Source organism: Micrococcus sp. GPGPB33 (genome assembly GCF_037853785.1).
GTDB lineage: Bacteria > Actinomycetota > Actinomycetes > Actinomycetales > Micrococcaceae > Micrococcus > Micrococcus luteus.
The window spans coordinates 888,593-911,880 of the sequence record NZ_JAQMWO010000002.1 but is presented as its reverse complement, the minus strand read 5'-3'; the positions used below and the strand labels follow the sequence as shown (position 1 = coordinate 911,880).

The window sequence follows — 23,288 nt, the reverse complement described above, 5'->3', positions numbered from 1 at the left end:
GTGTAACCGTCTTCGAGGCATGAGAATCAGGCCAGGGCCGGCATCACCTCCGTGCCCATCACGGTGCCCGGTTCTTGCGTGAGGGGCTCGCGGCAGCGGGCCAGCAGCTCGAGACCGAGGTACCGGCGGCCCTCGGCCCACTCATCCGTCTGCTCAGCCAACACGGCCCCCACGAGCCGCACCACGGCATCCCGGTTCGGGAAGATGCCCACCGCGTCCGTGCGGCGCCGGATCTCCCGATTCAGGCGCTCGGCAGGGTTGTTCGACCAGATCTGGGACCACACGTCCTTCGGGAACGAGATGAACGCGAGGATGTCCTCCCGAGCAGCATCGAGGTGCCCAGCCACGGCGGGCAACCGCTCGGCCACGTAGTCCAAGAGCCGGTCGAACTGGGCGTGCACCGCGGGCCCGTCAGGCTGGTCGTAGACGCTGTGGAGCATGGCCTTCACCGCCGGCCACATGGCCTTCGGGGTCACCGCCCATCAGGTTCGCGGCATAGTGCGTGCGGCACCGCTGCCACACAGCCCCGGGCAGGTTCGCCGCGATGGCTTCGACCAGGCCACGGTGGGAGTCCGAAGTCACCAGTCTCACCCCGTGAAGGCCGCGGGCGACCAGATCAGCGAAGAACTCGTTCCACGCCGCGCCTGACTCCGTGGTGGCCACCCGCAGCCCGAGTACCTCACGTCGCCCGTCAGCGTTGACGCCGGTGGCGACCATGGCCACCGCGTTGATCACCCGACCACCCTCGCGAACCTTCATGGTCAGGGCGTCCGCGGCGAGGAACACGAACGGGCCGGCATCCCCCAGCGGGCGGTGCCGGAACGCGTCGATGTGCTCGTCCAGCTCGGCGGCCATCCGGCTGACCTGGGACTTCGAGAGCGAGTCGATGCCCAGCTGGCGCACGAGCTTGTCCATGCGTCGGGTGGAGACCCCAGCGAGGTAGCAGTCGGCGACGACCGTGATCAACGCGGACTCGGCCCGCTTGCGTCGCTCGAGCAGCCACTCTGGGAAGTACGTGCCGGCGCGCAGTTTCGGGATGGCCACGTCGATCGTGCCGGCGCGGGTGTCGAGGGGCCGGTGGCGGTACCCATTGCGCTGTGCGGTGCGGGTATCAGAAGCGGTGCCGTACTCGGCGCCGCAGACCGCGTCTGCGTCAGCGCTGAGCAGGGCGTTGATCACGGTCTGCAGCAGGTGGCGCAACAAGTCCGGCGAGGCTTCGCCGATCGCTTCGCGTAGCAGGCGTTCAGGGTCGACAATGTGAGGAGCGGTCATCGTGGTGATGTCCCTTTCGAGAGTGCTGTGGAAGGTTCACTCGAAGGCTCCCACGGTGACCGCGTCCATGCTGGGGACGGTGTTGGCGGCCGGGGAGGGTTACACCACTATCAGGGACTCAACTCCGAGTCGAGACTCCCACCAGTCGAGGTCGGCCTGGCAGCCCCTGCCCTGCGAACGGGGACGCAACGTGACCTGGGCTCGGAACTCCTGCGCCCCTGCCTCCTCCACCACCCGCAGGCGAAGCCACGCCACCTCGGGGGAATACTCCGGGAACAGCTCGAGGGAGAAGCACCGGTCCGGCCACGCCGGCCGCCCGCGGCCGAAGTCCTCCCCCACGAGACCGATCTCCTGGAAGTTGAGATCCTCATACCGGACCGGCTCCTGGGCATAGGCACCCTGCACCTTGAACGTCTCCCCCGGCACCCCCCACGACAGACCGACACAGGGCAACCCGAGCCGCTCCACACTCCATGGCCACATCATGGATTTCAGGCACTCCTGCCCCAGAATCGAGTCCCCGTGCACACGGACGCTGACGGACTGCGCACCCCCGCTCATGCGCCGCACGCTAGTCACTAAACCGGCGCGGAGGAAGGTGGCACCCCACTGGTCCGCGCCGATCGGCCACGATCAGACGTTGCGCGTGACATCACCACCTTGGCGATGAGTGCGCGGCGCGGCCACCGCCGCAGGTCAGTGGGAGCTGGAACCGATTTCGATGACCAGCACACCGGCCATGATCAGCAAGATCCCCAAGATCATGGTGCGGGTCAGGGGTTCCTTGAATAGGACATGGGACGCGATCGCGGTCAAGGCAACCCCCGCGGCGGCCCAGATCCCGTAGGCGACACCGAGCCCGATCCCGACGCGCAGCGCGAGGGTCAGGAAGACAAAGGCCAGCACGTAACCGACGGCCACGGCCGCGTAGAACCCACGACGGCCGGCGGCCGCCACACGCAGGCACAGGGTGGCAGCCACCTCGGACAGGACGGCCCCGGCTAGGAATAGCCACTGCATCACGCTGCCCCCGCCTGCTGCTCGTCGGTGTCGGGGGTATGGTGCGATCCCAGTTCAACCATCAGAACGCCGGCGATCACCAGGGCGATCCCAATCCCCATCATGGCCGTGATCCGTTCGTCGAACAGGACGGCGGACAGCACCGCCGTTGCGGCGACACCCAACGCGCCCCAGATGCCGTAAGCGACACCGAGGGCCATTCCGCGCTTCAGTACCAGGGTGAGGAAGGTGAAGGCTGAGACGTAGCCCAGCAGGACGACCGCGTACAGCGCGGGGTGGGTGAGTGCTGCCTTGAGTGACAGCGATGCGATGACTTCGCTACCGACGGCGCCGGCGAGCAGGAACCATTTGGTCATGGTCTCTCCTGGAAGGGGCGAGCGCCTGCATGCGGCTCGGCCGTGTCTGTTCATGATTCTACCGGCTGGACGCTGGTGTCCCCGCGTTTCCGAGAGGCGTGCTTCGTGGATGCACCGCCATACACGCGCTCATGCCGCTGTTTGCTGGGCCCACCTGCTCGGTTTTCAGGTGTCGATTCCTGCTCGCGTTTCAGCAGTCATTGACAACAACTTTCGCCAGCAAGCCCGGGCCGACCCTGGACCGACCGTTGGTGGACACACTCACCGGCTCCAGGCACAAGAACCTTAAGGAGCTGCACCCCGGCTCGAGCGGGCGCAGCGAGATCCGGATCCTCTTCGCCTTCGACCCCCGCCGGCAGGCAATCCTGTTGGTGGCCGGGGACAAGGCCGGGGCCTGGAAGAAGTGGTACGCCACGAACATCCCCCTGGCCGAGGAACGCCTCGACGCCCACCTCCACGCGCTCCGCAGCACCCCACCCGGTGCTTAAGAGCGAAACCGTGAACCTGAGCAGCACCCCTGAGACCAGCACTGCTTACATCTCACCCCCAGCACCCAGGAGAGCCCCCATGCACACCCTCGACCAGCTCACCGCCCAGCGGTCCCCGCACGCAAGGACCCCCATGAACAGCTCCTCGGCCCGCCCTGACGTCATGTAGATGCTCCTGGCCCCCACCTGCCCCCGAACCTCGGCCCCCACCCCCACCTGCCCCCGAACCTCGGCCCCACCCCCCATCAACTACGACCTGGACACCCTGGCCGACAAGGTCCTCGTCGAGCATTAGGGGACGTGGTCGATTCGAGAGGGCATCGACCCGCACTCCCTCGCCTTTCAGCAGCTGTGCACGGCGCCCTCCACCCCTGCCCCGCCGAGGGCAGTCCCCCATGGCAACGGGGCAAACCCCGCACGTCGCCAGCTGGTCCACGCACCCCCGGCATGACAACGAGATGCCGCTGAACCTTGAAGCCCACCGTGCCGCAGATGACCACCTTCCGGAGGCGCGACGACCGCCACACCCGCCCACCCAGTGAGGCTTCGCTCCGATACTCGGCACAATCGGTCGATCTGTTGACAGTCTCACATGAGACGAGCACATGACCGCAGGCAGGGCGGATACTGTCAAATATCTATGGAGGGGATGCCTCTAGCCTGGCAGTTATCTGCGACACCATTTCTTTACGTGCCCACGCCCAGGGTGATGGGGCTGCTGTCACGCGACGGTGAGCTGCAACCCTGGCAGTGCCCCCCGCCCCCCACGGCGATAGCTCGAGTGCCCGTACGCCCGAGGCATGCCCTCGCGTGCACGAACGCGAGGGCATCTAAGCAGTAGTGCCCACTGCTGGGTCAACCGCGCACATGCGCACTTTGGGGCAGGCAACCCCCGAGGGTCGACCTTCAACGCCTGGGTGCCAGCCAGCTGGGTGGAGCGGATTACGGCTCAGGAGTCCTGGTGGCGGTGTGCGCCGGGGGCAACCCAACGCCATGGCGGGAATACTCGCCGTGTCCACTTCCCGCGGGCACTCAAACCGCCCCGCACCCAGGCTGTCCGGACGCCCGGGGAGGCCTCGCCGTGCGGCCAGGGAGCCGGTCAGGCCAACGCGGCAGGTACGTGAGCAATCGGAAACCGCCCACTGTGGATGTGATGGCTTGGTGGCGGGTTTCTGTGATCGCTCAGTGGCGGTGCAGGCGCGGTCAGGTGTCGGTCGTGGTGCGGCGCAGCTCGCGGTAGATGGTGGTGCGGGAGACGTTGAACAGCTCGGCCAGCTCGGCTTGGGTGTGCTCGCCGGCGGCGTGCAACGTCAGCAGGTGCTTGCGCTGAGAGGGCGAGAGCTTGGGCTTCTTGCCTTTGAGTTTGCCCTTGGATCTGGCGATGGCCATGCCTTCTCGGGTGCGCAGGCGGATGAGGTCCGCCTCAAACTCGGCCACCATGCCGAGCACGTTGAACAGCAACCGGCCGACGGCGTCGTTGGGGTCGTAGACGCTGCCTCCGAGACTGAGCGCCACTCCCTTGATGGTGAGCTCGTCGGCGATGTCCCTCGCGTCCGGGAGCGAGCGGGCCAGCCGGTCGAGCTTGGTCACCACCAGGGTGTCGCCGTCCCGGGTCGCGGCCAGCGCTTCGCGCAGCCCGGGCCGGGCGCGGGTCGTTCCCGTCAGGCCGTGGTCGAAGTAGATGTCCTTGTTCTCGACTCCGAGGCGCTCGAGTGCTTCCCGTTGGGCGGAGAGGTCTTGCTCCAGAGTCGAGACGCGCGCGTAGCCGACATGCATGTCCCCATTGTTGCAGTTACCCTCCCCTCACCGCCCACGTCACCGTACGGGTCTTGCGTACATGACGATCCCTCACAAGACGTCGTCGAGGACTGAGCTCGCTCGACGTACGGCGAAGGATCCCCTTACGGGCATGCGATCTGGGCTGACGCCTGTGACCGAGTGTTCAGTTCGCGCTGTATAGTTCAGTCCATGATGACTATTGCTTCGCGTCTCGACGTGATGAACCGCCTGGGTCGTGCACTGGCCGACCCCACTCGATCCCGGATCATCTTGACCCTGCTCGACCATCCCGCTTACCCGGCGGAACTGGCCCGAGATCTGGACCTGACACGCCCGAACGTGTCCAACCACCTGGCATGCCTGCGCGATTGCGGGATCGTCGTCTCCGAGCCCGAGGGTCGTCGGACACGATATGAGATCGCCGATTCGCACCTGGCGCAGGCGCTGACGGCACTGGTCGATGCCACCCTGGCAGTGGACGAAGACGCCCCGTGCATCGATCCCGCCTGCTCGCTTCCCGGATGCGACGCAGCTGGGGAGGGCGCATGATCCTCACCTCGGTCTTGCAGGCGATGGGCCTGTTCGCAGCGACCAACATCGACGACATCATCGTGCTCTCCCTCTTCTTCGCGCGAGGGGCAGGCCAGCGCGGCACTACCGCCCGCATTCTGGCCGGCCAGTACCTCGGATTCGCCGGCATCCTCGGTGCCGCGGTCCTGGTGACCATCGGCGCCGGAGCATTCCTGCCCTCGGCAGCCATCCCGTACTTCGGTCTCATCCCTCTGGGCCTCGGCCTCTGGGCCGCATGGCAGGCCTGGCGCGGAGACGATGACGACGATGACGACGAGGCCAAGGTTGCCGGCAAGAAGGTCGGCGTGTGGACAGTCGCAGGCGTCACCCTTGCCAACGGCGGCGACAACATCGGCGTCTACACCCCTGTCTTCCTCAGCGTGAAACCTCTCGCAGTAGTCGCCTACTGCATCGTCTTCCTCGCGCTCGTCGCGGTCCTGGTGGCCCTGGCAAAGTTCGTCGCCACCCGCCCCCCGATCGCCGAAGTGCTCGAACGCTGGGAGCACGTCCTCTTCCCCATCGTTCTCATCGGCCTCGGCATCGTGATCCTCGTCAGCGGCGGAGCCTTCGGACTCTGACGTAGCGGCAGCGATCCAAACGGCCCCGACCGGGCGCACCCCTCTCGGTTCAGACCGCGACACCTACCTGCAGCCAGTCCTGCGTGATCGCGGCAACAAGACCGCCACGGAGCGCTGCAAAAACCCCGCCACCAAGCGAACGAAGCCACAGGGCAGGGCGTGTAAAGGGGTATACCCGACTGGACACGAACGGGAGCGGGCCTCCGAGCCGTTCGGCGGGAGGGGGTGCGACCCTTCTCCCGCACTGGCGGCTAGAGCCGGCGCTCCAGGTGGCCCTATGACCCCACTTGACCCTCACCTCACGTGAGGGCCCAGGCTGAGGCGCATGAGCAACTACTACAACGCAGTCGAGATGAGCCCTGTCCTCGCCCCCGGCCCTGAGGCCACCGCCCCGGAGCGGTTCGAGGGGATCTACCGGATGCCCTCGTTCGTGACGATCCCCACATCAGACCTGACCGCCTCGGTGGACTTCTGGACGCAAGGGCTCGACTTCTTCGAGCTGTTCAGCGTGCCCGGTCAGCTGGTCCACCTGCGCCGCTGGGCCTTCCAGGACGTCCTGCTGGTGCCGACCCCCGTCACCCTGGAGCAGGAGGCGCCGGCCATGAGCGTCAGCTTCGCGTGTCTGCTGGATCAGATCGATGACCTCGAGCAACGGTGCCGCGCCGCAGGTGTCGGCGCAGTCGGCGAGCCCGTGGACACGCCCTGGGGTTCGCGTGACCTTGAAGTGATCGCCCCCGAGAAGGCACGCGTGGTCTTCACGGCCACCAAGCCCTTCGATCCGGCCAGCGCCACGGCACAGAACCTCGAGGCCATGGGGATCACCGCCCCCGACGCCGTCAGGCAGGACAATGAGGTGCATGCCTGAGAAGCCCGACGCCGCGGACCTGCGAGGCCAAACGCATTCGCCAGCGCCACGAGCACGCCACCGCCGAAGACAGCCGCGACTACTACGCCGCCGTGCTCGCCCACGTGCACGAGCTCAACGCCGCCTTCTCCGAGCCACTCCCGGCCAATGAGGCCCGCGACATCGCCGCCAGCATTCACCGATGGGTCACCACGCGCTTCTACGGCTGGACAGACGCCCGCACCGTCCAGCAGGCGTCCCTGTCCACGCTCCAAGCCTTCAGAGGCCGCCAGAGCGGAGCGAAGCGACGCAACGCCGTTGAGGAGCGTGCCCGTTTGATCGTGGGAGAGGACGCATGACCAGCACACCTACACGCGCCAAGCGCAAGCAGACCGCCCGCGAACTAGCCGAGCGATTCGGAGTCTCGCCGCGCACCATCCGCCGCACCGTCGCCCAGGAACGCGCGGACTACTTGGCGGACGCCGCCGCGCGCCATGAACGCATCCGCGCCCTGCGCGCGGAAGGGCTCTCCATGCGCGCCATTGCCGCCAAGGAAGGCGTCACCGTCGGGACGGTGCACTACGCGATCCACAAGGACGACTGAGACTAGCAAGAAAGCCCCTCAGCGTCTCAACGGAGGACCAGCGACATCAGAAGGCTCTGACACGGAAACGTGCTCTACTCCAAAGTGCGAGCTCCTAAGGGCCGCGATGAACGCCAACCGGCCATCAGCATCGCCCAGGAAGAGGTCCTCTTGAGCGAGAGGGATCAGAGAGCAATAGCGGTGCATAGAGAACGCACAGTATGGTGGGGCGCGTCACATCCACTCGAAGGAGACTCTCGTGCCCGACAAGCATCGACCGCGCCTCTCTCGTCTAGCCCAGTCCGGGGCCGCGTTTTCCCTCGTAGGAGCCCTCACCATCAGCAACTTCGGGGCTACCGCCTGGGCGGCCCAGCCCGCCTTCACCCCTCAAGCAACAGACGGGTACGCAGCCGCCGCCTCGCTTCCCGGCGACTTCGAGAATCAAGGAAGCACATCCAGCGAGTGGGATGATTACTTCTCTGATCTTCTAATCGAGGAAAAGAAGACCGGCCCGGAAGTAGCCGAAACGCAGGCGTTGCCCTGGGCTGTCTATAGGTGCCTCATGGGAATCGGTCTCAATGGGCCTCAGATCACCCAGATCATGGTTCGGGGGACCCCTGAGGCGCTTCTCGCCGCAGGAGGACGGGCTGCGCTTGCCTGCCTGAGGGGAAAGTGACCTATGCCACTCCGAGGCATTTCCCGCTCAGCCCTTGAAGAGGAGCTAAGGGCAGTCAACGCGAAACTCTCCACCCACCCTCTAGCATCCGCTCCAGTCAAGGAAGCGCACGCACTCATTGCAACGATGCAAGGAGCAGACAAGACAGAGGTCTCCAAAAGGCTGTCTGACAAGGGGCTCCCATCCCTCGACGAACTTGGAGCCCTCCAGCTCAAGGGGTCAGTTTCTTGGTGGCGCCTAAACAGGAAGAAGAATAAGCTCGAAAAGAAGCTAGAAGAAAAATCAGAATGACGAATATTATAGTCGCTTTGATTGAGAGCCTCGCTTCTAGCTTTGTGACCCCACCCCCTCCTGTGATTAGTTCACTTCTTATGAAGAATTGAACTACTTTTCACACTGGCACGGACTACCCAGCTCCAGCCAATCCCAAATGGCCCTCCCGCGTCCTCGTGGAGCGGTCCGGGGTGCACCCCGGACCGCTCCGGCGCACGGTTGCCCAGCCCTGCGAGAAGTACTTCGTCAAGGTCGCCGCGCTCCATGAACGTATCCGCGCCATGCGCACCGAAGACATGACCATGCGCGCCATTGCCGAGCGCGAAGGCGTCAGCACACGCGCCGTTCATTACGCGATCCACAAGAACGACCCGCCGCGCACCCCGGACACCCCCCAGGCCCCCAAAACGGACGCCTCCGCCGACGCTTGACCCCCTGCGCCTGCACCCCCAGCACAGTGCAACGAATCCCGGCCTGACTAGGTGTTGTGGGTCATGACGTTCTTGACACCGGGGTGGGCATGAAGGAACGGGCCCCCGCTGTCACGATGGGTGGTGTCTAAGCAACCGTCGCGCAATCAGGAGCCCGTTCGTGACCCACCGTAACGCCCCGCTGACCCCCGAAGGACGTCGTCGCGCCGTGGAGGAGGTCCTCCACCGTGGCCGTCCGGTCTCTCACGTTGCAGGCGAGTTCCGGATCTCCCGGACCACGCTGTCGAAGTGGGTCGGTCGCTACCACGCCCACGGCCCGGCCGGCCTGGAGGACGCCTCCAGCGCCCCGGCGCACCGGCCGACGCGGGTGCCAGCTTGGGTTGTCGAGCTCATCGAGTCCTGGCGGCGGGAGCACAAGTGGACTGCCCGCCGGATCGCTCACGAGCTCGCTGAGTCCCGCGGCTACCGGTGCGCGGTGCGCACTGAATCGCCCCGGGTTTGTTAGAGGCTCGTAAGTGCCGCCCCGGCAGGCGCCGGCACGGGATTCTCATGATGGTAGACGTCCTCGAACTCGACCGGAGGGACCAGCCTGATCTCGCCGTGCGCACGACGATGGTTGAACCAGTCGATGTACTCCGCGACCGCGATCTCCAGGTCCTCGATGGACTTGAATGGCCCCTTGTTCCGGATCAGCTCCGCCTTGAACAGCGAGTTGAACGCCTCCGCGAGGGCATTGTCATACGAGTCCCCCGTCGTGCCGACTGAGGCGACTGCGCCGGCCTGGGCGAGCCGCTGGGTGTATCGCACGGCGACGTACTGGACTCCTTTATCGCTGTGATGCCGTAGCCCGGCCACGTCGTGGCCTGCACGCTGACGCGTCCAGAACGCCATCTCGAGGGCGTCCAGGGCCAGGTCCGTGCGCAGCGACTTCGACAGCTGCCAACCCAGCACCCGTCGGGAGAACACGTCGATGATGAACGCGGCGTACACCCATCCGCTGAAAGTGCGGCAGTAGGTGATGTCAGCGACCCACAGCTGGTTCGGAGCCGCCGCGGTGAAGTCTCGCTGCACCAGGTCTTGACGCTCATCCGGGCCGCGGCCTGGGACCGTGGTCCTCGGTCCCTTCGCGCGGCTGATCCCGCGCAGGCCTGCGGCTCGCATGAGCCGCTCCACCGTGCACCTGGCCACCTGCAGGCCCTCCCTCCGCAGTTGCGCGTGGACCTTCCGGGCCCCGTAGACCCCGTAGTTGGCCTCATGCACCCGCCGGATTTCCACGAGCACCTGCTCATCGCGCAGGCTGCGCACTGAAGGAGGGCGCGTCTTGGCCGCGTAATACGTGCTCGGTGCGATCTGTGTGCCTGCCGCGGACAGCGTGGCGCAGATCGGCTCGACACCGAACTCGTGCTTGTGTTCGTCGATGTAGTCCACGATCAGCGCTGTGGGCGGTCGAGCATCCGCCGCGAAGAAAGCCGACGCCGAGCGCAGGATCGCGTTCGCCCGCCGTAGTTCACGGTTCTCCTTCTCCAGCTCGGCCACCCGGGCGGCTTCGCTGGTCGTGCTTCCGGGGCGGTGGCCGTGGTCGATCTCGGCTTGGCGGACCCAGTTGCGCAGCGTCTCGGGATTGATCCCGAGCTGTTCTCCCACACGGCGGAACGCTCCGGTCCTCGTGGCGGGGTCTTGCCGGGCTTCCAGCGTCATCCGCGTGGCGCGTTCGCGGAGCTCGTCGGGGTACTTCCGTGGTGCGGGCATGCTCTGCATCCTTCCGTTGGATCAGAGCCTCCACCAGACCCGGGGCGATTCAGCACCGACGAGCTGGTTGACATCTCTAAACCGCCGGGCTCTGCTTGCCCCTATGACCGAACGGATTCGCCTGCGACCACTGTCCCCTGATGACGCACCCGAGATGACCAGGGTCCTCGCCGACCCGGCCCTCTACCAGTACACCGGGGGCAAACCGCCGACCGTGGAAGGGCTCACCGGCCAATACACCGTTCAGAGTCGGGGCCACTCAACTGACAGGACCGAGACCTGGATCAATCACCTGGTGGTGTTCGAGACCTCCGGGAAAGCACTCGGCTACGTCCAGGCCACCATCCCGGTCTCAGGCCAACCCGCCGAAATCGCCTGGGTCATGGGAGCACCGTGGCAGCGCAATGGTTACGCCTCAGCAGCCGCCGCTCTCCTGCTGGCTGAACTTGCGGAGATGGGCGTGAAACAGGTCATCGCTCATATCCACCCCGACCATGGGGCGTCCGCCGCGGTCGCGCGCCGTATCGGAATGAGTCCGACCGACGAAGTCGTGGACGGCGAAGTCCGATGGGAAGGTCCAGTGACCACCAGGGGATGACCGGCACCTCTCCCACGTCCCACGTCTTGGCTCATCTGCGGCTTCAGACCCAAACGGTCGTTTGTGACCAGGGAGCCCGCCATGTGCCATGTGCGCCACCTCGGGCCCTGTCAGCCCGCCGCACGGCTCGCCACAACCAACCCGCTAGAGCGGCAGCCGCCCGTACGTTTCGGGCGATCCCCGGGGCGCGCGGGGGCGCCCACCTGGACACCCGGTTTTCCCGCCGACCGGATCCCGCCCGATATGCGAAGAGTTCCCCGCGCGTCAGGTGAAATCTGCGCTGCATCTCGACAACGGACACACCGGGCGGTTCGGGCCCCTGCCCCACGAGCCCACCGCAGGCCAGGGGCCCCTGCGCTGCATCTCGACGACAAAGACCCTTGCCCACCGGTTCACGTCGTGACATAGTTCACCCCATGATGCAGCAGCAGTGACCCCGTGGGTCCGACGACCCACCGCCGGCCTCCCCGCGCGCCCGTCTCGAGCACGGCTCGACGGGTGCCTCTGCGCCCACCCCTTTCCTCAGAAAGCAGTCACCGCATGCCTGACATCATCGAATTCCCCCTGCCCGCCTCGTCGGACGACCCCCACTGGCGGGCCTACTGCCAGCTCGGAGACGAGTACAACCACGAGCTGATCGGCACGACCGAGTGGGACGAGACCCCCACGGACGCGCTCATCCAGGCCGCCGCCGAGACCGACCACACGCTGCGCCGCTACCTGGCGTACGTCGACGGCGAGGCGGTCGGCTACGCCCGTGTCCTGATCAACCACGTCGACGACCCTGACGCGGCCGCCCTCAACGTCTACGTCCACCCGCGGCACCGCGGACGCGGCCACGGCCGGGCACTGGCCGAGCGGCTCGTCCTGGACACCGCCGGCCTCACCCGTTTCGAGACCTGGCCGCTGACGCCGCCGCCGGTGGCCGGGCAACGGGCGCTCACCCCGCCCAACGGCGCCGGCGCGGTGCCCGCCGAGCATCCGGGTGTGCGTCTCGCCCAGTCCTACGGCTTCGCGCTCGCCCAGATCGAGCGGGTGAGCCGGTATGACTTCGCCGATCCGGGGATCGACCCCGCCGTCGCCCTGGCCGAGGCCGAACGCGTCTCGTCGGACTACGAGCTCCACGCCTGGGAGGGCGCGGCCGACGCGTCCCTGCAGGACGACCTCGCCGTCCTCAAGGCCCGCATGGCCACGGACGTGCCCTCCGGGGAACGCACCGTGGTGGAGCAGGTCTGGGATGCAGCCCGCGTGCGTCGCATGGACGAGCAGATCCTGACGACCGGGCGGCTCTTCCGCGCGGTGGCGCGGCACCGTGCCACCGGCCGGATCGTCGCCCTGAGCGAGCTGGTGGCGCCCCGCTCGCGCCCGGACGGGCTCATCGACCAATGGGACACCATCGTGCTGCCCGAGCACCGCGGCCACCGCCTCGGCATGCGCGTGAAGGCGGCGAACCTCATCGCCGTGCGCGACGCGCTGCCCGGGGCCCGCGCGATCATCACGTGGAACGCCGAGGAGAACCGGCACATGCTCGACGTCAACGAGGCGCTGGGCTTCCGGCCCGTGCTGGCCGAGGCGTCCATGGAGGCGCCGGCACCGCTGCGACGTCGCTGACGGTCCGCGACCCGCGGCGCCGCCTCACCCCCGCTCGAGCGTCCGCTGGGCCGCCTCCCGCACCGCCCGCGTGAGCCGCACCAGGCGCGTCACGGGCAGCGTGGCCGCCTGCCAGTACAGGGGCACGAGGACGTCGTCGAGCCCGGGCACGCGGACCAGTCGGCCGGCGCGCACGTCCTCGACGGCCTGGGCGTCCACGAGCATCCCCCACCCCAGGCCGGCCCGGACGGACCGGTGGAACCCGTCGAACGACGGCGCCAGGTGCGTGGGCGGGGCGACGTCCAGTCCGGCGCCGCTCAGCGCGAGGCGCTGCAGGTCGTCCTTCGCGTTGTAGCGCATCATGGGCATCGCGCCGAGGTCGACGACGTCGCCCGCCGCATGCCGCGCGAGCAGGGCGGGCGCCACGAGCGGGACGTAGCGCATGCTCCCCAGCGGCTCCGCCGCGCACCCCTGCACCGGCTGCGGCTCCGTGGTGACGGCGGCCAGCACCTCGCCGCGGCGCAGCAGCCGGGCGCTGTGGTCCTGGTCCTCGACGTGCAGGTCGAGGACCGTGTCGTCCCAGTCGGCGGCCTCCGCCAGGACGGGCCCGAACCACGTGCCCAGCACGTCGGCGGGCACGGCCAGGGAGGTGACGCTGCGCCCGGCCGCCGTGCGGCCCAGCCCGGCCCACGCCTCCTGTTCGAGCACCCGCATGTGCCGGGCCACGCGCACCAGGCCGACGCCGGCCTCGGTCGGCTCGCAGGGTGTGCCGCGCCGGAGCAGCACCTGGCCCACCTCCCGCTCCAGGGCGCGGATGCGCTGGCTGACCGCGGAGGCGCTGACGCCGAGCTCGTACGCGGCCGCCTCGAACGAGCCCTCGTCCGCGATCGCACGCAGCGCCTGCAGCTGGTCCAGGTTCATGAAGCAGAGCTTAGGCACCTGCAGTTCTCTTCGTTTGGCTCAGGCGTGGCCGGGCCCTAGCGTCCTCACCCATGTGGACCCTCGCCGGCACCGGCCTGCTCACCGGACTCGCCCTCATCGTCGCCATCGGCGCCCAGAACGCCTTCGTGCTCCGCCAGGGCGTGCGCCGGGAGCATGTGGGCGCCGTCGTGCTGGTGTGCATGGCCTCGGACGCCGTGCTGATCCTGGCCGGCACCGCCGGGGTGGGCGCGCTCGTGCAGGCCGTGCCGTGGCTGCTCGAGGTGCTGCGCTGGGGCGGCGCCCTGTACCTGCTCTGGTTCGCGGTCTCCTCCCTGCGTGCCGCGCTGCGCCCGCAGGGGCTCGTGGCCGAGCAGGCGCCGCGCACCGCGGGGTCGGTCATCGCCACCACGCTCGCGCTGACCTGGCTCAACCCGCACGTCTACCTGGACACCGTGGTGCTGCTGGGCAGCCTCGCCAACCAGCACGGTCCCGACGCACGGTGGGTCTTCGCCGCCGGCGCCGTCGCCGCCTCGGTGCTGTGGTTCACCGTGCTCGGCTACGGCGCGCGCCTGCTGGCCCGGGTGCTCGCCGACCCGAAGGCGTGGCGCGTGGTGGACGTGGTGATCGCGGTGGTCATGGCGGTGCTCGCGGTCCGGCTCATCGCCGGTTCCGGCGTGTGGGGGTGAGCCGACACCGCCCCCTCACTCCCCGCCCAGCTCCCCCGGAGGATCCGCGCGCCGGCCACGAGCGCCGCCGTCTTGTCCCGCGCCACCGAGCGAGCCAGCGGCGCCATGCCGCAGTTGGTGCTCGCGATCAGCTTGTCCGCGTCCACGAACTCGAGGGTCTCCCGGAGGGTCGCCGCGACCTCCTCGGGCGTCTCGACCTCGTCGCTCGCCACGTCGATCGCGCCGACCATCACCTTCTTGCCGCGCAGCAACCCGATGAGCTCCGCCGGCACCCGGGAATGGTGCCGCTCCAGGGCGATCGTGTCGATCGTGGACTCGCGCAGCAGGGGGAACGACGTCTCGTACTGGCGCCACTCCTCCCCGAGCGTGGCCTTCCAGTCGTTGTTCGCCTTGATCCCGTAGCCGTAACAGATGTGCACGGCCGTCTCACACGTCACGCCCTCGGCCGCACGCTCGAGCGTCGCCACGCCCCAGTCGCGGACGTCGTCGAAGAACACGTTGAACGCTGGCTCGTCGAACTGCACGACGTCGACGCCCACCGCCGCCAGCTCCCGCGCCTCCTCGTTGAGGATGCGCGCGAACTCCCACGCGAGCTTCTCGCGGCTGCCGTAGTGACGGTCGGCGAGGGTGTCGATCATGGTCATCGGCCCGGGCAGGGTCCACTTGATGGGCCGGTCCGTCCGCGCGCGCAGGGCCTTCGCGTCGTCCACGAACACCGGCGCCGGCCGGCCCACCTCCCCGACGACGGTCGGCACGCTCGCGTCGTACCGGTCGCGGATCCGCACCGTCTCGCGCCGGTCGAAGTCCACGCCGCCGAGGTGCTCGATGAACGTGGTGACGAAGTGCTGGCGGGTCTGCTCGCCGTCACAGACGATGTCGATGCCCGCGCGCTCCTGGTCGGCCACGGCGAGGGCGAGCGCGTCGAGCTGGCCCTCGCGCAGCTGCTCCCCCTCGAGCTTCCAGGGCGACCAGAGCGTCTCCTCCTCGGCGAGCCAGCCGGGCTTGGGCAGGCTGCCGACGAGGGTGGTGGGGATCAGGGTGGTCATCGGGTCTCCTCGGTGTCTCGTGCGGCGTGGGCGGCGGCCCAGCGCTCCAGCAGGTCGCGGTGCGGTCCCACGAAGTGCTCCTGCGTGTACTCCCCCTGCTCCCGGCCGAGGCGGGCCCGCTCCTCGCGGTCGTAGGCGATCCGGGTCTGCGAGAAGTCGCCGTGGTCCAGGCGCGGCCGGTAGACCTCTCCGGCCCCGGCGTTCGCGTTGTAGATCTCCGGCCGGTAGATCCGCTGGAAGGTCTCCATGGTGGCGATCAGCCCGGCCAGGGAGAGGTTCGCGTGGTCGTTGAGCAGGTCGCCCCGCGAGTAGAACGCCAGCGGCGCCACGGCCCCGCGCGGCAGGAAGCACCGGATCCCCAGGCCCATCCGGCCGAAGTAGCGGTCCGTGCGGGAGGGCGCGTCCTGGCGGTACTCGACCCCGAGCACCGGGTGCTCGTTCGTCAGCCGCCGGTAGGTGCGGCTCGTGGACACGCTGATGCAGATCACGGGCGGCTGCGGGAACCGCTCCCGGTACGCCGGCGAGTCGAGCAGGTGCCGGAACAGCCGCCCGTGCAGGTCACCGAAGCCGTCGGGCTCCTCGGTCCCCGGCGACGTCGCCGCGTGCGCGGGCAGCACCACGGAGAAGTCGTGGTCGCGGACGTAGGAGGAGAAGTTGTTCCCCACACTGCGGCCGAGCACGGCGCCCGTCGCACGCTCGACCACCCGCACGTCGAGCATCTCCATGAGCGGGAAGTCGACGTCCGCGCCGTCGTCGGCGGTGAAGTGCACGTCGATCGAGACGATCTCGATCCGCGCCGTGTAGCGGTCCCGCTCCGGGTTGTCCCAGGGGGCGAGGTCGTTGAGGCGCCCGTCGATCATGGCCAGGGCGGCGCGCAGGTTCTCCCGCCGGTCCGCGCCGCGGGCGAGGTTCGCGAAGTTCGTGGTGGCGCGCGTGCTGGCGGCGGGCGTGTAGTCCTCGTCGAACGGCGTGGTGTGGATGCTGAACGTCAGGTCGTCCACGCGGGTGGGAACGGTGCTCGGGACAAGGGTGGCGTGGCTCATCGGGTCCTCTCCGGGGTGCGAGCGCGGGTGGTGCGGTGGTGGGCGGGTGCGGGACGGGGCACCGCGGACGACGACGACGCCCCGCGGCCGGCGGCGACACGTGCGGCGCACTCGAGGCCGGCCTCGAGGTCCGCCTGCAGGTCGGCCACGTCCTCGATGCCGACGGAGAGCCGGACCAGGTCCGTGGGGACGGCCAGGGGCGTGCCCCGCACGGAGGCGTGGGTCATCTCGGAGGAGTAGCAGAGCAGCGATTCGACCCCGCCGAGGCTGACCGAGAGCGCGAACAGCTCGGTGGCCTCGGCGAACGCGCGGGCCGCGGCCTCTCCCCCGGCCAACCGGATGGAGACGATGCCGCCGAAGCCGTCCATCTGCCGCGCGGCGAGCTCGTGGCCCGGGTGGTCGGGCAGCCCGGGGTAGAAGACCTGAGCGACCTCGGGGCGGCCCTGCAGCCAGCCCGCGAGCGCGGCGGCGTTGGCGCCGTGCCGGTCCATGCGCAGGCCGAGCGTCTTGAGGCCGCGGGCGGCGAGGTAGGAGTCCTGCGGGCCGGCGACCGCGCCGGCGGCGAACTGCTGGTAGGCCACCGCCTCGGCCAGCGCCCGGCCGCGGAACTCGCGGTCGGCCACCACCACGGCGCCGCCGAGCACGTCCGAGTGCCCGCCGATGTACTTGGTGGTGGAGTGCACCACGACGTCCGCGCCGAGGTCGAGGGGCCGCTGGAGGTAGGGCGAGGCGAACGTGTTGTCCACGACCAGCAGCGCGCCGGCGTCGTGGGCGATCTGCGCCCAGGCGGCCAGGTCCGCGATGCCGAGCAGCGGGTTGGAGGGCGTCTCCACCCACAGTAGCGCGGTGCGGCCGGGGCGGACGGCCGCGGCGACCGCCGTCGGGTCGGTGATGTCCACGGGGGTGTTGGACACGCCCCACGGCTCGAGGACGGTGGTGATGAGGCGGTGGGTGCCGCCGTAGCCGTCGCCGCCCAGCACGATGTGGTCGCCGGGGCGCAGCACGGCCCGCAGGAGGGCGTCCTCGGCGGCGAGCCCGGAGGCGAACGCGAACGCCCGGTCGCCGTGCTCGAGGGCGGCGAGCTGGGTCTCGAAGCCGTTCCGGGTCGGGTTGGAGCCGCGGCTGTACTCATGCCCGGCGCGCAGCACGTTGATGCCGTCCTGCACGAAGGTGCTGGTCTGGTAGATCGGCGGCACCACGGCGCCGGTCAGCGGGTCGGGCTCCTGGCCGGCGTGCACGGCGGTGGTGGTGAAGCCGCGGACGGTGGGACGGGAGACGGAGCGGGTGGTGTGGTGGACGGCGGTCATCTCAGCGCACCTCCTGGGTGACGGCGGCGGTCTCGGGGACGGCGGGCGTGGTGGCGGGGACGGCCGGCCCGGCGGCGGTCACCACGGCCAGGGCATGGTCCAGGTCCGCGATCAGGTCGTCGGGACACTCCAGCCCGATGGAGAGCCGGACGGTGGTCTCGGCGATCCCGGCGGCCTCGCGCTGCTGCCGCGTCAGGCGACAGTGCGTCATGGTCGCCGGGTGGGAGACGAGGGACCGGGCGTCGCCGACGTTGACCACCAGCTGAAACAGCTCGAGCGCGTCGAGGAACGGGGCCACGGCCTCGGGGCCGCAGGCCAGGTCGAAGGAGAACACCGAGCCGACGCCGTCCGGGAAGTCGCGGGCGGCCAGCGCCGCGCTGGGATGCCCGGCCACACCGGGGTGGTGCACCCGCGCGACCGCGGGGTGCCCGGCCAGGTGTTGGGCCACGGCCAGCGCGGTGGCGGTGTGGCGGGCCACGCGCAGGTCGAGCGTCTCGAGCCCCTGGATGAACTGCGCCGCGCTCGCGGGGGCGAGGGTGGGGCCGAGGTCGTGCAGGAACTTGCTGCGGGCCAGCGTCAGGTAGGCGCCACGGCCGTGCCGCTCGACCAGCGTCTGCCCGCCGTAGCGGGCCTTGGGCCGGGCCAGCTGCGGCCACCGGTCCGGCGCCGCGCCGTAGTCGAACGTGCCGCCGTCCACGATCGCGCCGCCGAGCACCGCGCCGTGTCCGCCGAGGAACTTGGTGGCCGAGTGCACGACGACGTCGGCGCCGTGCTCCAGCGGCCGGTAGAGGGCCGGCGTCGCGAGGGTGCTGTCCACCACCACCGGCACACCGGCCGCGTGGGCGAGGTCCGCGAGCGCGGGCAGGTCCGGGAGGGTGGCGAGCGGGTTGGTGATGGCCTCGAGGAAGAACGCGCGGGTGTCGGGCCGGACCGCGGCGGCCCACGCGGGCGGGTCCGCCGGGTCCGCGAAGGTGACCTCGATGCCGAAGTCCGCGAACGTGTCCGTCAGCAGGTCGACGGTGCCCCCGTACAGCTGGCTGGAGGCGACCAGGTGCTTGCCGCCCTGCAGCAGCGCCAGCAGGGACAGCGCGACGGCGGCCTGGCCGGTGGCCGTGGCGATCGCTCCGATGCCGCCCTCCAGCGCGGCGAGGCGGTTCTCGAACACCGCGACGGTCGGGTTGCCCGTGCGGCTGTAGGTGAAGCCGGGGGTCTCGAGCCGGAACATCGATGCCGCCGTGGCGTGGTCCGGGAAACGGAACGCCGTGGTCTGGTGGATGGGCGGGACGACCGGCCGGTGGGGCGCGGCGGGCTCGTAGCCGGCGTGGACTTGCTGTGTGGCATGACGGGGCATCTGCTCTCCTCCATCGGTCCTGGCGGTAGCACCGGGCCTGCCGTTCCCGGGGGTCCGGGTCCGGCGGGCGGGTTGCTGCGGCGTCGTCGAGCCAGATCTCTCAGCCGCTCTGGATGGGTGGTGAGCCCATCCCACGCGGTGGGCCGCCGCGAGTCCAGCGGGCGGCCGGCTCGCGCGTCACATGAGCCGCCACCGCGCCATCCAGGACCGGCCGGAGCCTCTCCGGGGCGCGGCGGGCCGTGGCAGACCCGTGTGACGGACCGGCGTGGAGGGGGGTGTGTCAGACTCCCGGGCATGACGCAGAGCACACCGGGCGGACCGGCCACGGGCCTGCCCGACTTCCGTCCCTCGGGCAACCAGGGCGTGGACCCGGCGCTGTACGAGATAGAGAACGCGGCCATGGACCGTGAGGGCGCCCTCTGGGCGGCGCTGCAGGAGGCGGCGCCTTGGGCCGGGCGGACGCTGCTCGACCTCGGTGCGGGCACCGGCTTCTGGCTGCCCCGCTACGCCGACGCGGCCGAGACGATCGCCGTCGAGCCGGACGTGCGCCTGCTGGGGGCCGCCCGCGCCCGCCCCGGCGGGGCGCGCGTGCTGTACGGCTCGGCCGAGCAGATCCCGCTGCCGGAGGCGAGCGTCGACGTCGTGCATGCCCGGTTCGCGTACTTCTTCCCGCACCCGCGCTGGGACGTCCGACCCGGCCTGGACGAGGTCGCCCGGGTGCTGCGGCCCGGCGGCGCGCTCGTGGTGATCGACAACGACACCGAGCGCGGCCAGTTCGCCGAGCTGCTGCGGGCGAGCACGAACGCCGCGGCGCAGGGCCAGGACACGTACGCCCGCGAGTGGTGGGCCGGCGTCGGGGCCCAGACCCGCGAGGTCATGAGCTCGTGGACCTTCGACTCCCGCGCCGACCTCGAGGCCGTCCTGCGGCTGGAGTTCGAGCGAGGGGTCGCCGACGCGTGGCTCGCCGAGCACCCCGCAACGACGTCGCTGAGCTACGGCTACCTGCTCCACGTGTGGCGGTGAGCACGGACCCGCGTCGTCAGACGCCTGCCCCCCGCACCCCTGACGCTGAGACGCCCCCGCCGCCGGAAGGACGGGCGCGGTGGCTGGTCGCCTCCAACGCCCTCGACGCGGGTGGCCGGTCCGCCACGGACGTCGCCCTGGACGTCCTGGCGGTGCTCCTGCTCGGCGTGGGCGCCGACGGCATGGGCGTGCTGATGACGCTCTCCGGGTTGGGATTCCTCCTGCTCGGCGTGCCCATCGGCATCGTGGTGGACCGGCACCTCAGCCCGCGGCTGCTCGCGGCCACCGGCCTCGCCAAGGCGGCGGTGCTCGGCTCGCTCGTCGTGGCGTGGGCGTTCGACGCGCTCACGTTCGGTCACCTCGCCGCCGTCATGGCCCTGCTGGGCGTGCTCACGGTGCTGGCCGAGACCACCCAGACCGCGCTCGTGCCGCGCGTCGTGCCGGCCACCGCCGTCGCCCGCCTGACGGCGCGGCTCGAGTCCGCCGACGCCGCCCTCGTGTTGATCGTGCCCGCCGCGGCGGGCGTCCTCGTCGGGTCGCTGGGCGCGGGACCCGTGCTCGGCATCGCGACGGCGTTCCTCTTCGCGGCGGCGATCGTCGCGCTCCGGGTACGGCTGCGGCCCTCCGCCGCGGTGGACATTCCGGACGACGACGGGGACCCCGGCGTCGCGGACGTCCTGTCCCGCTGGGCCCGGTTCGGGAAGGACGCCGCGGAGGGGTGGACGGTGCTGCGGCGCACCCCGGTCCTGTGGCTGCTGACGATGGGGTCGGTGGCCGCCAACGTGGGCATGGCCCTCTTCGCCCCGGTCGAGGCGGTCTGGATCCTGACCGACCTGCGGCTCGGGCCGGAGTTCCTGGGCGTCCAGATCACCGCCGGTGCGGTCGGGGCACTGGCGGCCTCGTCCCTGGCGGGCCGGGCCATCGACCGCCTGGGCGAGCGCCGGTGCATCCTCCTCGGCTCGGTCGGCTGCGCCGTGGCCGTGGGGCTGCACCTGCTGGCCTACGCCGACCGCGCTCATGCCGGGCCGTGGCTGCTGGCCGGCGCCGCCCTCTGGGGGTTCATGGTCCTGCTCGGGAACATCACCCAGGCCGCCGTGACCGCCCGCGCCTGCCCCGAGGGCACACTCGGGCGGGTCACCGCGATGCGCCGCACCCTCACCCGGGGCTCCGTGCCGCTGGCGACCCTCGCGGGAGGTGCGCTCGGGGCGACGCTCGGGGTCGGCTGGGCGCTCGCGGGGTGGCAGGTCCTGGCGGTGGTCTCGCTGGCCGCCGTCGTGCCGGCCGCGCGACATCTCGGGCCGAGGACGGCTGAGCGCTGAATCCGCGCGACCGATGCTCCTTGCGCGGGCCGTCCGGAATAAGGACGACCCGCGTAGAGAACGTCGGCCCGGCGCGGGACCACCCCGCCGCGCGTCCAGCCCGGCACCCGGCTGGCCCCGCTCAGCCTTCCTGCGTGATGCGCAGGGTGCGCAGGCGGCGGTAGAGCGTCGCCCGGCTCACCCCGAGCGCGGCGGCGGCCCGCACCTTATTGCCGCCGGCCGACTCCAATGCGTCGATGATCGCCTCCCGCTCGGCCCGTTCGAGGCCCAGGAGGGGGACAGTCCCTTCCCCACGGTGTGATGCGGGCAGCTCAGCCACCGTCACACGGCCGCCCCCAGCCCTCCGCCCAACACGGCCCACGACGTACTCCAGCTCGACCAGGTTGCCCGGCCAGTGCTGCTGCGCCAGGACGCGCACGGCCTCCGGGGAGAACATCGGCGCCGAGGCGCCGTGCACCTGGGCCGCCATAGCCGCCAGCAACGCCGGGAACTCGGCGAGCCGACGGCGCAGCGGCGAGAGCTGGACGCGATGCTCCGTCAACGCGAGCACGGCCGAGACATCGGTCGTCGGCTGCACCTGGGCGGTCATGACAATCCGGCACCGCCCCTGTCGGAGGGCTCGTCTCAGTCCTGGCAAGAGCCGAGGTTCCAGCGCGTCGACGTCGTCAACCACCACCGGCGGGCCGGGCCGCCGCACGAGGGCCTCGAGCCCCCGTAGCCAGGTCGTGTCCTCGGGGGTCTGGGCGCGGCCGACCTCGAGTATGACGGCGTCGGGGCCAGCGATCCTCCGGGCGGCCGCCGTGCGGCCGGAGCCGGGCTCCCCGATCACGCTCACCGAGCCCCGTGCCTCGCGGGCCGCTTCGACGGCCGGAGCCCAGGTCCCGCGCCCCGCCCCCGGCGTGGGACGCGGCGTGGTTTCCGTCGCGGCCCTCTCCAACCGCATCAGGGTCATGCCAGACGCCTCGGACACGTCCGCGACGCTGAAGCCCCCCGCCACGCCCACATCGCCACCGTCGAGCTCCCCCGCCGCGCTCGCACCGCCAGGGCCCGCAGCTCCGATCCGTCGAGACACCGCACCAACCGCTCCGCCGCGGCATTCAGGAGGATCGACTCCTCACCCACGCCCACCACGGCACTACCCCGGCCCCGGGTGAGGCGGCGGAACTCCGTCAGAAGCCGCAACTCGTCTGCGTACGTGGCCGCGCCTAGCGCCTGCTCAATCTGTCGTCCGAGGTGCCGGGCCAGGCCCTCCACGAGCGTCGGCGTCGCCCCGGCGAACGTCACCACGCTGAGCGCCCCATGGACGCGCCCGACGCCCGGATGCGCGAGGGGCACCCCGAAGCAGGAGAAGGCCCGGAACGCGTCGAGATAGTGCTCCTCCCCGTCGACGGCGACGCCTCGGCCCAGCTCAAGGGCGGCGCCGATCCCGTTGAACCCCGCCGCCTCCTCGGCCAGGCAGACCCCCACATCCAGCCCCCGCCGCCGAATCTGCTCCCCCAACGCCGATTTCCATGGCCCCACGAGGCGGATCAGTCGTCCGCTGCGGTCGGAGGCAAAGAGGAAGAGGTCAAGGCCGGCGAAATCACGCGCCACGTCGGCCAGGGTGGTGGCGACCGCATGGTCGAGTGCCGCCGCGCGTGCCCGCACGTCGAGAGTGGCAGTGGTCAGCGTGTCGTCTGCGCGCACCCCGTGCAACCGGGACCGCCGCCAGCCGGATTCCGTCTCGAGGCGATTCGACACCATGACGGTTATGCCCGCCCGTGCGGCCACTCTGAGATGCACATC

General features: G+C 70.2%; 25 protein-coding genes, 3 pseudogenes and 1 other annotated feature. Of the genes and pseudogenes, 15 read left to right on the top strand and 13 right to left on the bottom strand.

All coding sequences use genetic code 11. The features are described 5' to 3' along the window. Positions 1–26: 26 nt before the first annotated feature. The 4 genes and pseudogenes from POD19_RS04430 to POD19_RS04415 form a co-directional block, all read right to left on the bottom strand. A pseudogene (locus tag POD19_RS04430) lies at positions 27–1,272 on the bottom strand (IS256 family transposase). Between the two features lie 99 nt (positions 1,273–1,371). Further along, a complete protein-coding gene (locus tag POD19_RS04425; RefSeq protein ID WP_144819318.1) occupies positions 1,372–1,677 on the bottom strand; it encodes a hypothetical protein in 306 nt (101 codons plus the stop codon). A 291-nt stretch (positions 1,678–1,968) separates the two neighbouring features. After that, a complete protein-coding gene (locus POD19_RS04420; RefSeq protein WP_144819320.1) occupies positions 1,969–2,292 on the bottom strand; it encodes a DMT family transporter in 324 nt (107 codons plus the stop codon). Next, entirely contained in the window at positions 2,292–2,648 is a 357-nt protein-coding gene (locus tag POD19_RS04415) for a DMT family transporter (RefSeq protein ID WP_020626388.1), read from the bottom strand. The genes POD19_RS04420 and POD19_RS04415 overlap by 1 nt, the downstream gene beginning before the upstream one ends. Before the next feature lie 131 nt (positions 2,649–2,779). On the opposite strand from POD19_RS04415, the gene POD19_RS04410 reads away from it, so the two are divergent. Beyond that, positions 2,780–3,136: a type II toxin-antitoxin system RelE/ParE family toxin gene (locus POD19_RS04410; RefSeq protein ID WP_101966245.1), complete on the top strand. Its 357-nt coding sequence runs from the start codon at positions 2,780–2,782 to the stop codon at positions 3,134–3,136. 1,203 nt (positions 3,137–4,339) lie between these two features. Here POD19_RS04410 and POD19_RS04405 read toward each other — a convergent pair. Then, the gene (locus tag POD19_RS04405) at positions 4,340–4,912 is read right to left on the bottom strand and encodes a recombinase family protein (protein WP_065573827.1); all 573 of its coding nucleotides are present in this window, start codon (positions 4,910–4,912) and stop codon (positions 4,340–4,342) included. Positions 4,913–5,104: 192 nt separating this feature from the next. Between POD19_RS04405 and cmtR the strand changes: the two genes are divergently transcribed. From cmtR to POD19_RS04360, 9 genes and pseudogenes are all read left to right on the top strand, one after another. Beyond that, a complete protein-coding gene (cmtR, locus tag POD19_RS04400; RefSeq protein ID WP_017488126.1) occupies positions 5,105–5,464 on the top strand; it encodes a Cd(II)/Pb(II)-sensing metalloregulatory transcriptional regulator CmtR in 360 nt (119 codons plus the stop codon). Continuing rightward, positions 5,461–6,063, top strand: coding sequence for a cadmium resistance transporter (locus POD19_RS04395; RefSeq protein WP_017488125.1), 603 nt, complete (start codon positions 5,461–5,463; stop codon positions 6,061–6,063). Before cmtR ends, POD19_RS04395 begins: the two co-directional genes overlap by 4 nt. Before the next feature lie 325 nt (positions 6,064–6,388). Next, positions 6,389–6,928: a VOC family protein gene (locus tag POD19_RS04390; protein WP_101966174.1), complete on the top strand. Its 540-nt coding sequence runs from the start codon at positions 6,389–6,391 to the stop codon at positions 6,926–6,928. Beyond that, entirely contained in the window at positions 6,925–7,266 is a 342-nt protein-coding gene (locus POD19_RS04385) for a primase C-terminal domain-containing protein (RefSeq protein ID WP_081091281.1), read from the top strand. Before POD19_RS04390 ends, POD19_RS04385 begins: the two co-directional genes overlap by 4 nt. After that, on the top strand, positions 7,263–7,511 hold the full coding sequence (locus POD19_RS04380; protein WP_020626395.1) for an HTH domain-containing protein: 249 nt from the start codon (positions 7,263–7,265) through the stop codon (positions 7,509–7,511). Before POD19_RS04385 ends, POD19_RS04380 begins: the two co-directional genes overlap by 4 nt. A 238-nt stretch (positions 7,512–7,749) precedes the next feature. Then, positions 7,750–8,166, top strand: coding sequence for a hypothetical protein (locus tag POD19_RS04375; protein ID WP_144819257.1), 417 nt, complete (start codon positions 7,750–7,752; stop codon positions 8,164–8,166). A gap of 3 nt (positions 8,167–8,169) precedes the next feature. Continuing rightward, positions 8,170–8,457 carry a hypothetical protein gene (locus POD19_RS04370; RefSeq protein WP_144819255.1) on the top strand — a complete coding sequence of 96 codons (288 nt, stop codon included), beginning with the start codon at positions 8,170–8,172 and terminating at the stop codon, positions 8,455–8,457. A gap of 173 nt (positions 8,458–8,630) precedes the next feature. Next, positions 8,631–8,870, top strand: a complete 240-nt coding sequence (locus POD19_RS04365) for a hypothetical protein (RefSeq protein ID WP_101966175.1) — start codon at positions 8,631–8,633, stop codon at positions 8,868–8,870. Positions 8,871–9,030: 160 nt separating this feature from the next. Further along, positions 9,031–9,360: pseudogene (locus tag POD19_RS04360) on the top strand (helix-turn-helix domain-containing protein); the annotation flags it as partial. An 11-nt stretch (positions 9,361–9,371) separates the two neighbouring features. Here POD19_RS04360 and POD19_RS04355 read toward each other — a convergent pair. After that, positions 9,372–10,619 (bottom strand): IS3 family transposase, encoded by a 1,248-nt coding sequence (locus POD19_RS04355; RefSeq protein ID WP_101966176.1) that lies wholly within the window; start codon positions 10,617–10,619, stop codon positions 9,372–9,374. Beyond that, positions 10,212–10,341 (bottom strand) — a sequence feature (AL1L pseudoknot). It overlaps the preceding gene by 130 nt. A gap of 103 nt (positions 10,620–10,722) precedes the next feature. Here POD19_RS04355 and POD19_RS04350 point away from each other — a divergent pair. Beyond that, the gene (locus POD19_RS04350) at positions 10,723–11,217 is read left to right on the top strand and encodes a GNAT family N-acetyltransferase (protein ID WP_101966189.1); all 495 of its coding nucleotides are present in this window, start codon (positions 10,723–10,725) and stop codon (positions 11,215–11,217) included. A gap of 540 nt (positions 11,218–11,757) precedes the next feature. Further along, positions 11,758–12,828 (top strand): GNAT family N-acetyltransferase, encoded by a 1,071-nt coding sequence (locus tag POD19_RS04345; RefSeq protein WP_144819253.1) that lies wholly within the window; start codon positions 11,758–11,760, stop codon positions 12,826–12,828. 24 nt (positions 12,829–12,852) lie between these two features. Here the strand turns inward: POD19_RS04345 and POD19_RS04340 are convergent, their stop codons facing one another. Next, complete coding sequence (locus POD19_RS04340) at positions 12,853–13,728, bottom strand: ArgP/LysG family DNA-binding transcriptional regulator (protein WP_065572615.1); 876 nt, start codon at positions 13,726–13,728, stop codon at positions 12,853–12,855. Positions 13,729–13,799: 71 nt separating this feature from the next. Between POD19_RS04340 and lysE the strand changes: the two genes are divergently transcribed. Beyond that, positions 13,800–14,414: an L-lysine exporter gene (lysE, locus tag POD19_RS04335; protein WP_101966178.1), complete on the top strand. Its 615-nt coding sequence runs from the start codon at positions 13,800–13,802 to the stop codon at positions 14,412–14,414. A gap of 2 nt (positions 14,415–14,416) precedes the next feature. Here lysE and POD19_RS04330 read toward each other — a convergent pair. From POD19_RS04330 to POD19_RS04315, 4 genes and pseudogenes are all read right to left on the bottom strand, one after another. After that, positions 14,417–15,460 (bottom strand): annotated as a pseudogene (locus tag POD19_RS04330) (methionine synthase); the annotation flags it as partial. Next, positions 15,457–16,503, bottom strand: coding sequence for a putative oxygenase MesX (locus POD19_RS04325; protein ID WP_101966180.1), 1,047 nt, complete (start codon positions 16,501–16,503; stop codon positions 15,457–15,459). The gene POD19_RS04325 and the pseudogene POD19_RS04330, both read right to left, overlap by 4 nt. Beyond that, a complete protein-coding gene (locus tag POD19_RS04320) occupies positions 16,500–17,810 on the bottom strand; it encodes a cystathionine gamma-synthase (RefSeq protein ID WP_144819251.1) in 1,311 nt (436 codons plus the stop codon). The genes POD19_RS04325 and POD19_RS04320 overlap by 4 nt, the downstream gene beginning before the upstream one ends. A gap of 1 nt (position 17,811) precedes the next feature. Then, positions 17,812–19,161, bottom strand: a complete 1,350-nt coding sequence (locus tag POD19_RS04315; protein WP_144819249.1) for an O-acetylhomoserine aminocarboxypropyltransferase/cysteine synthase family protein — start codon at positions 19,159–19,161, stop codon at positions 17,812–17,814. Between the two features lie 294 nt (positions 19,162–19,455). On the opposite strand from POD19_RS04315, the gene POD19_RS04310 reads away from it, so the two are divergent. After that, on the top strand, positions 19,456–20,184 hold the full coding sequence (locus POD19_RS04310; RefSeq protein WP_036339527.1) for a class I SAM-dependent methyltransferase: 729 nt from the start codon (positions 19,456–19,458) through the stop codon (positions 20,182–20,184). Beyond that, a complete protein-coding gene (locus POD19_RS04305) occupies positions 20,181–21,503 on the top strand; it encodes an MFS transporter (protein ID WP_256748831.1) in 1,323 nt (440 codons plus the stop codon). The genes POD19_RS04310 and POD19_RS04305 overlap by 4 nt, the downstream gene beginning before the upstream one ends. A gap of 121 nt (positions 21,504–21,624) precedes the next feature. Here the strand turns inward: POD19_RS04305 and POD19_RS04300 are convergent, their stop codons facing one another. Further along, the gene (locus tag POD19_RS04300) at positions 21,625–22,092 is read right to left on the bottom strand and encodes a helix-turn-helix domain-containing protein (protein ID WP_170721099.1); all 468 of its coding nucleotides are present in this window, start codon (positions 22,090–22,092) and stop codon (positions 21,625–21,627) included. A 359-nt stretch (positions 22,093–22,451) separates the two neighbouring features. Beyond that, positions 22,452–23,246 carry a GAF domain-containing protein gene (locus tag POD19_RS04295; RefSeq protein ID WP_340309343.1) on the bottom strand — a complete coding sequence of 265 codons (795 nt, stop codon included), beginning with the start codon at positions 23,244–23,246 and terminating at the stop codon, positions 22,452–22,454. Positions 23,247–23,288: the final 42 nt, after the last annotated feature.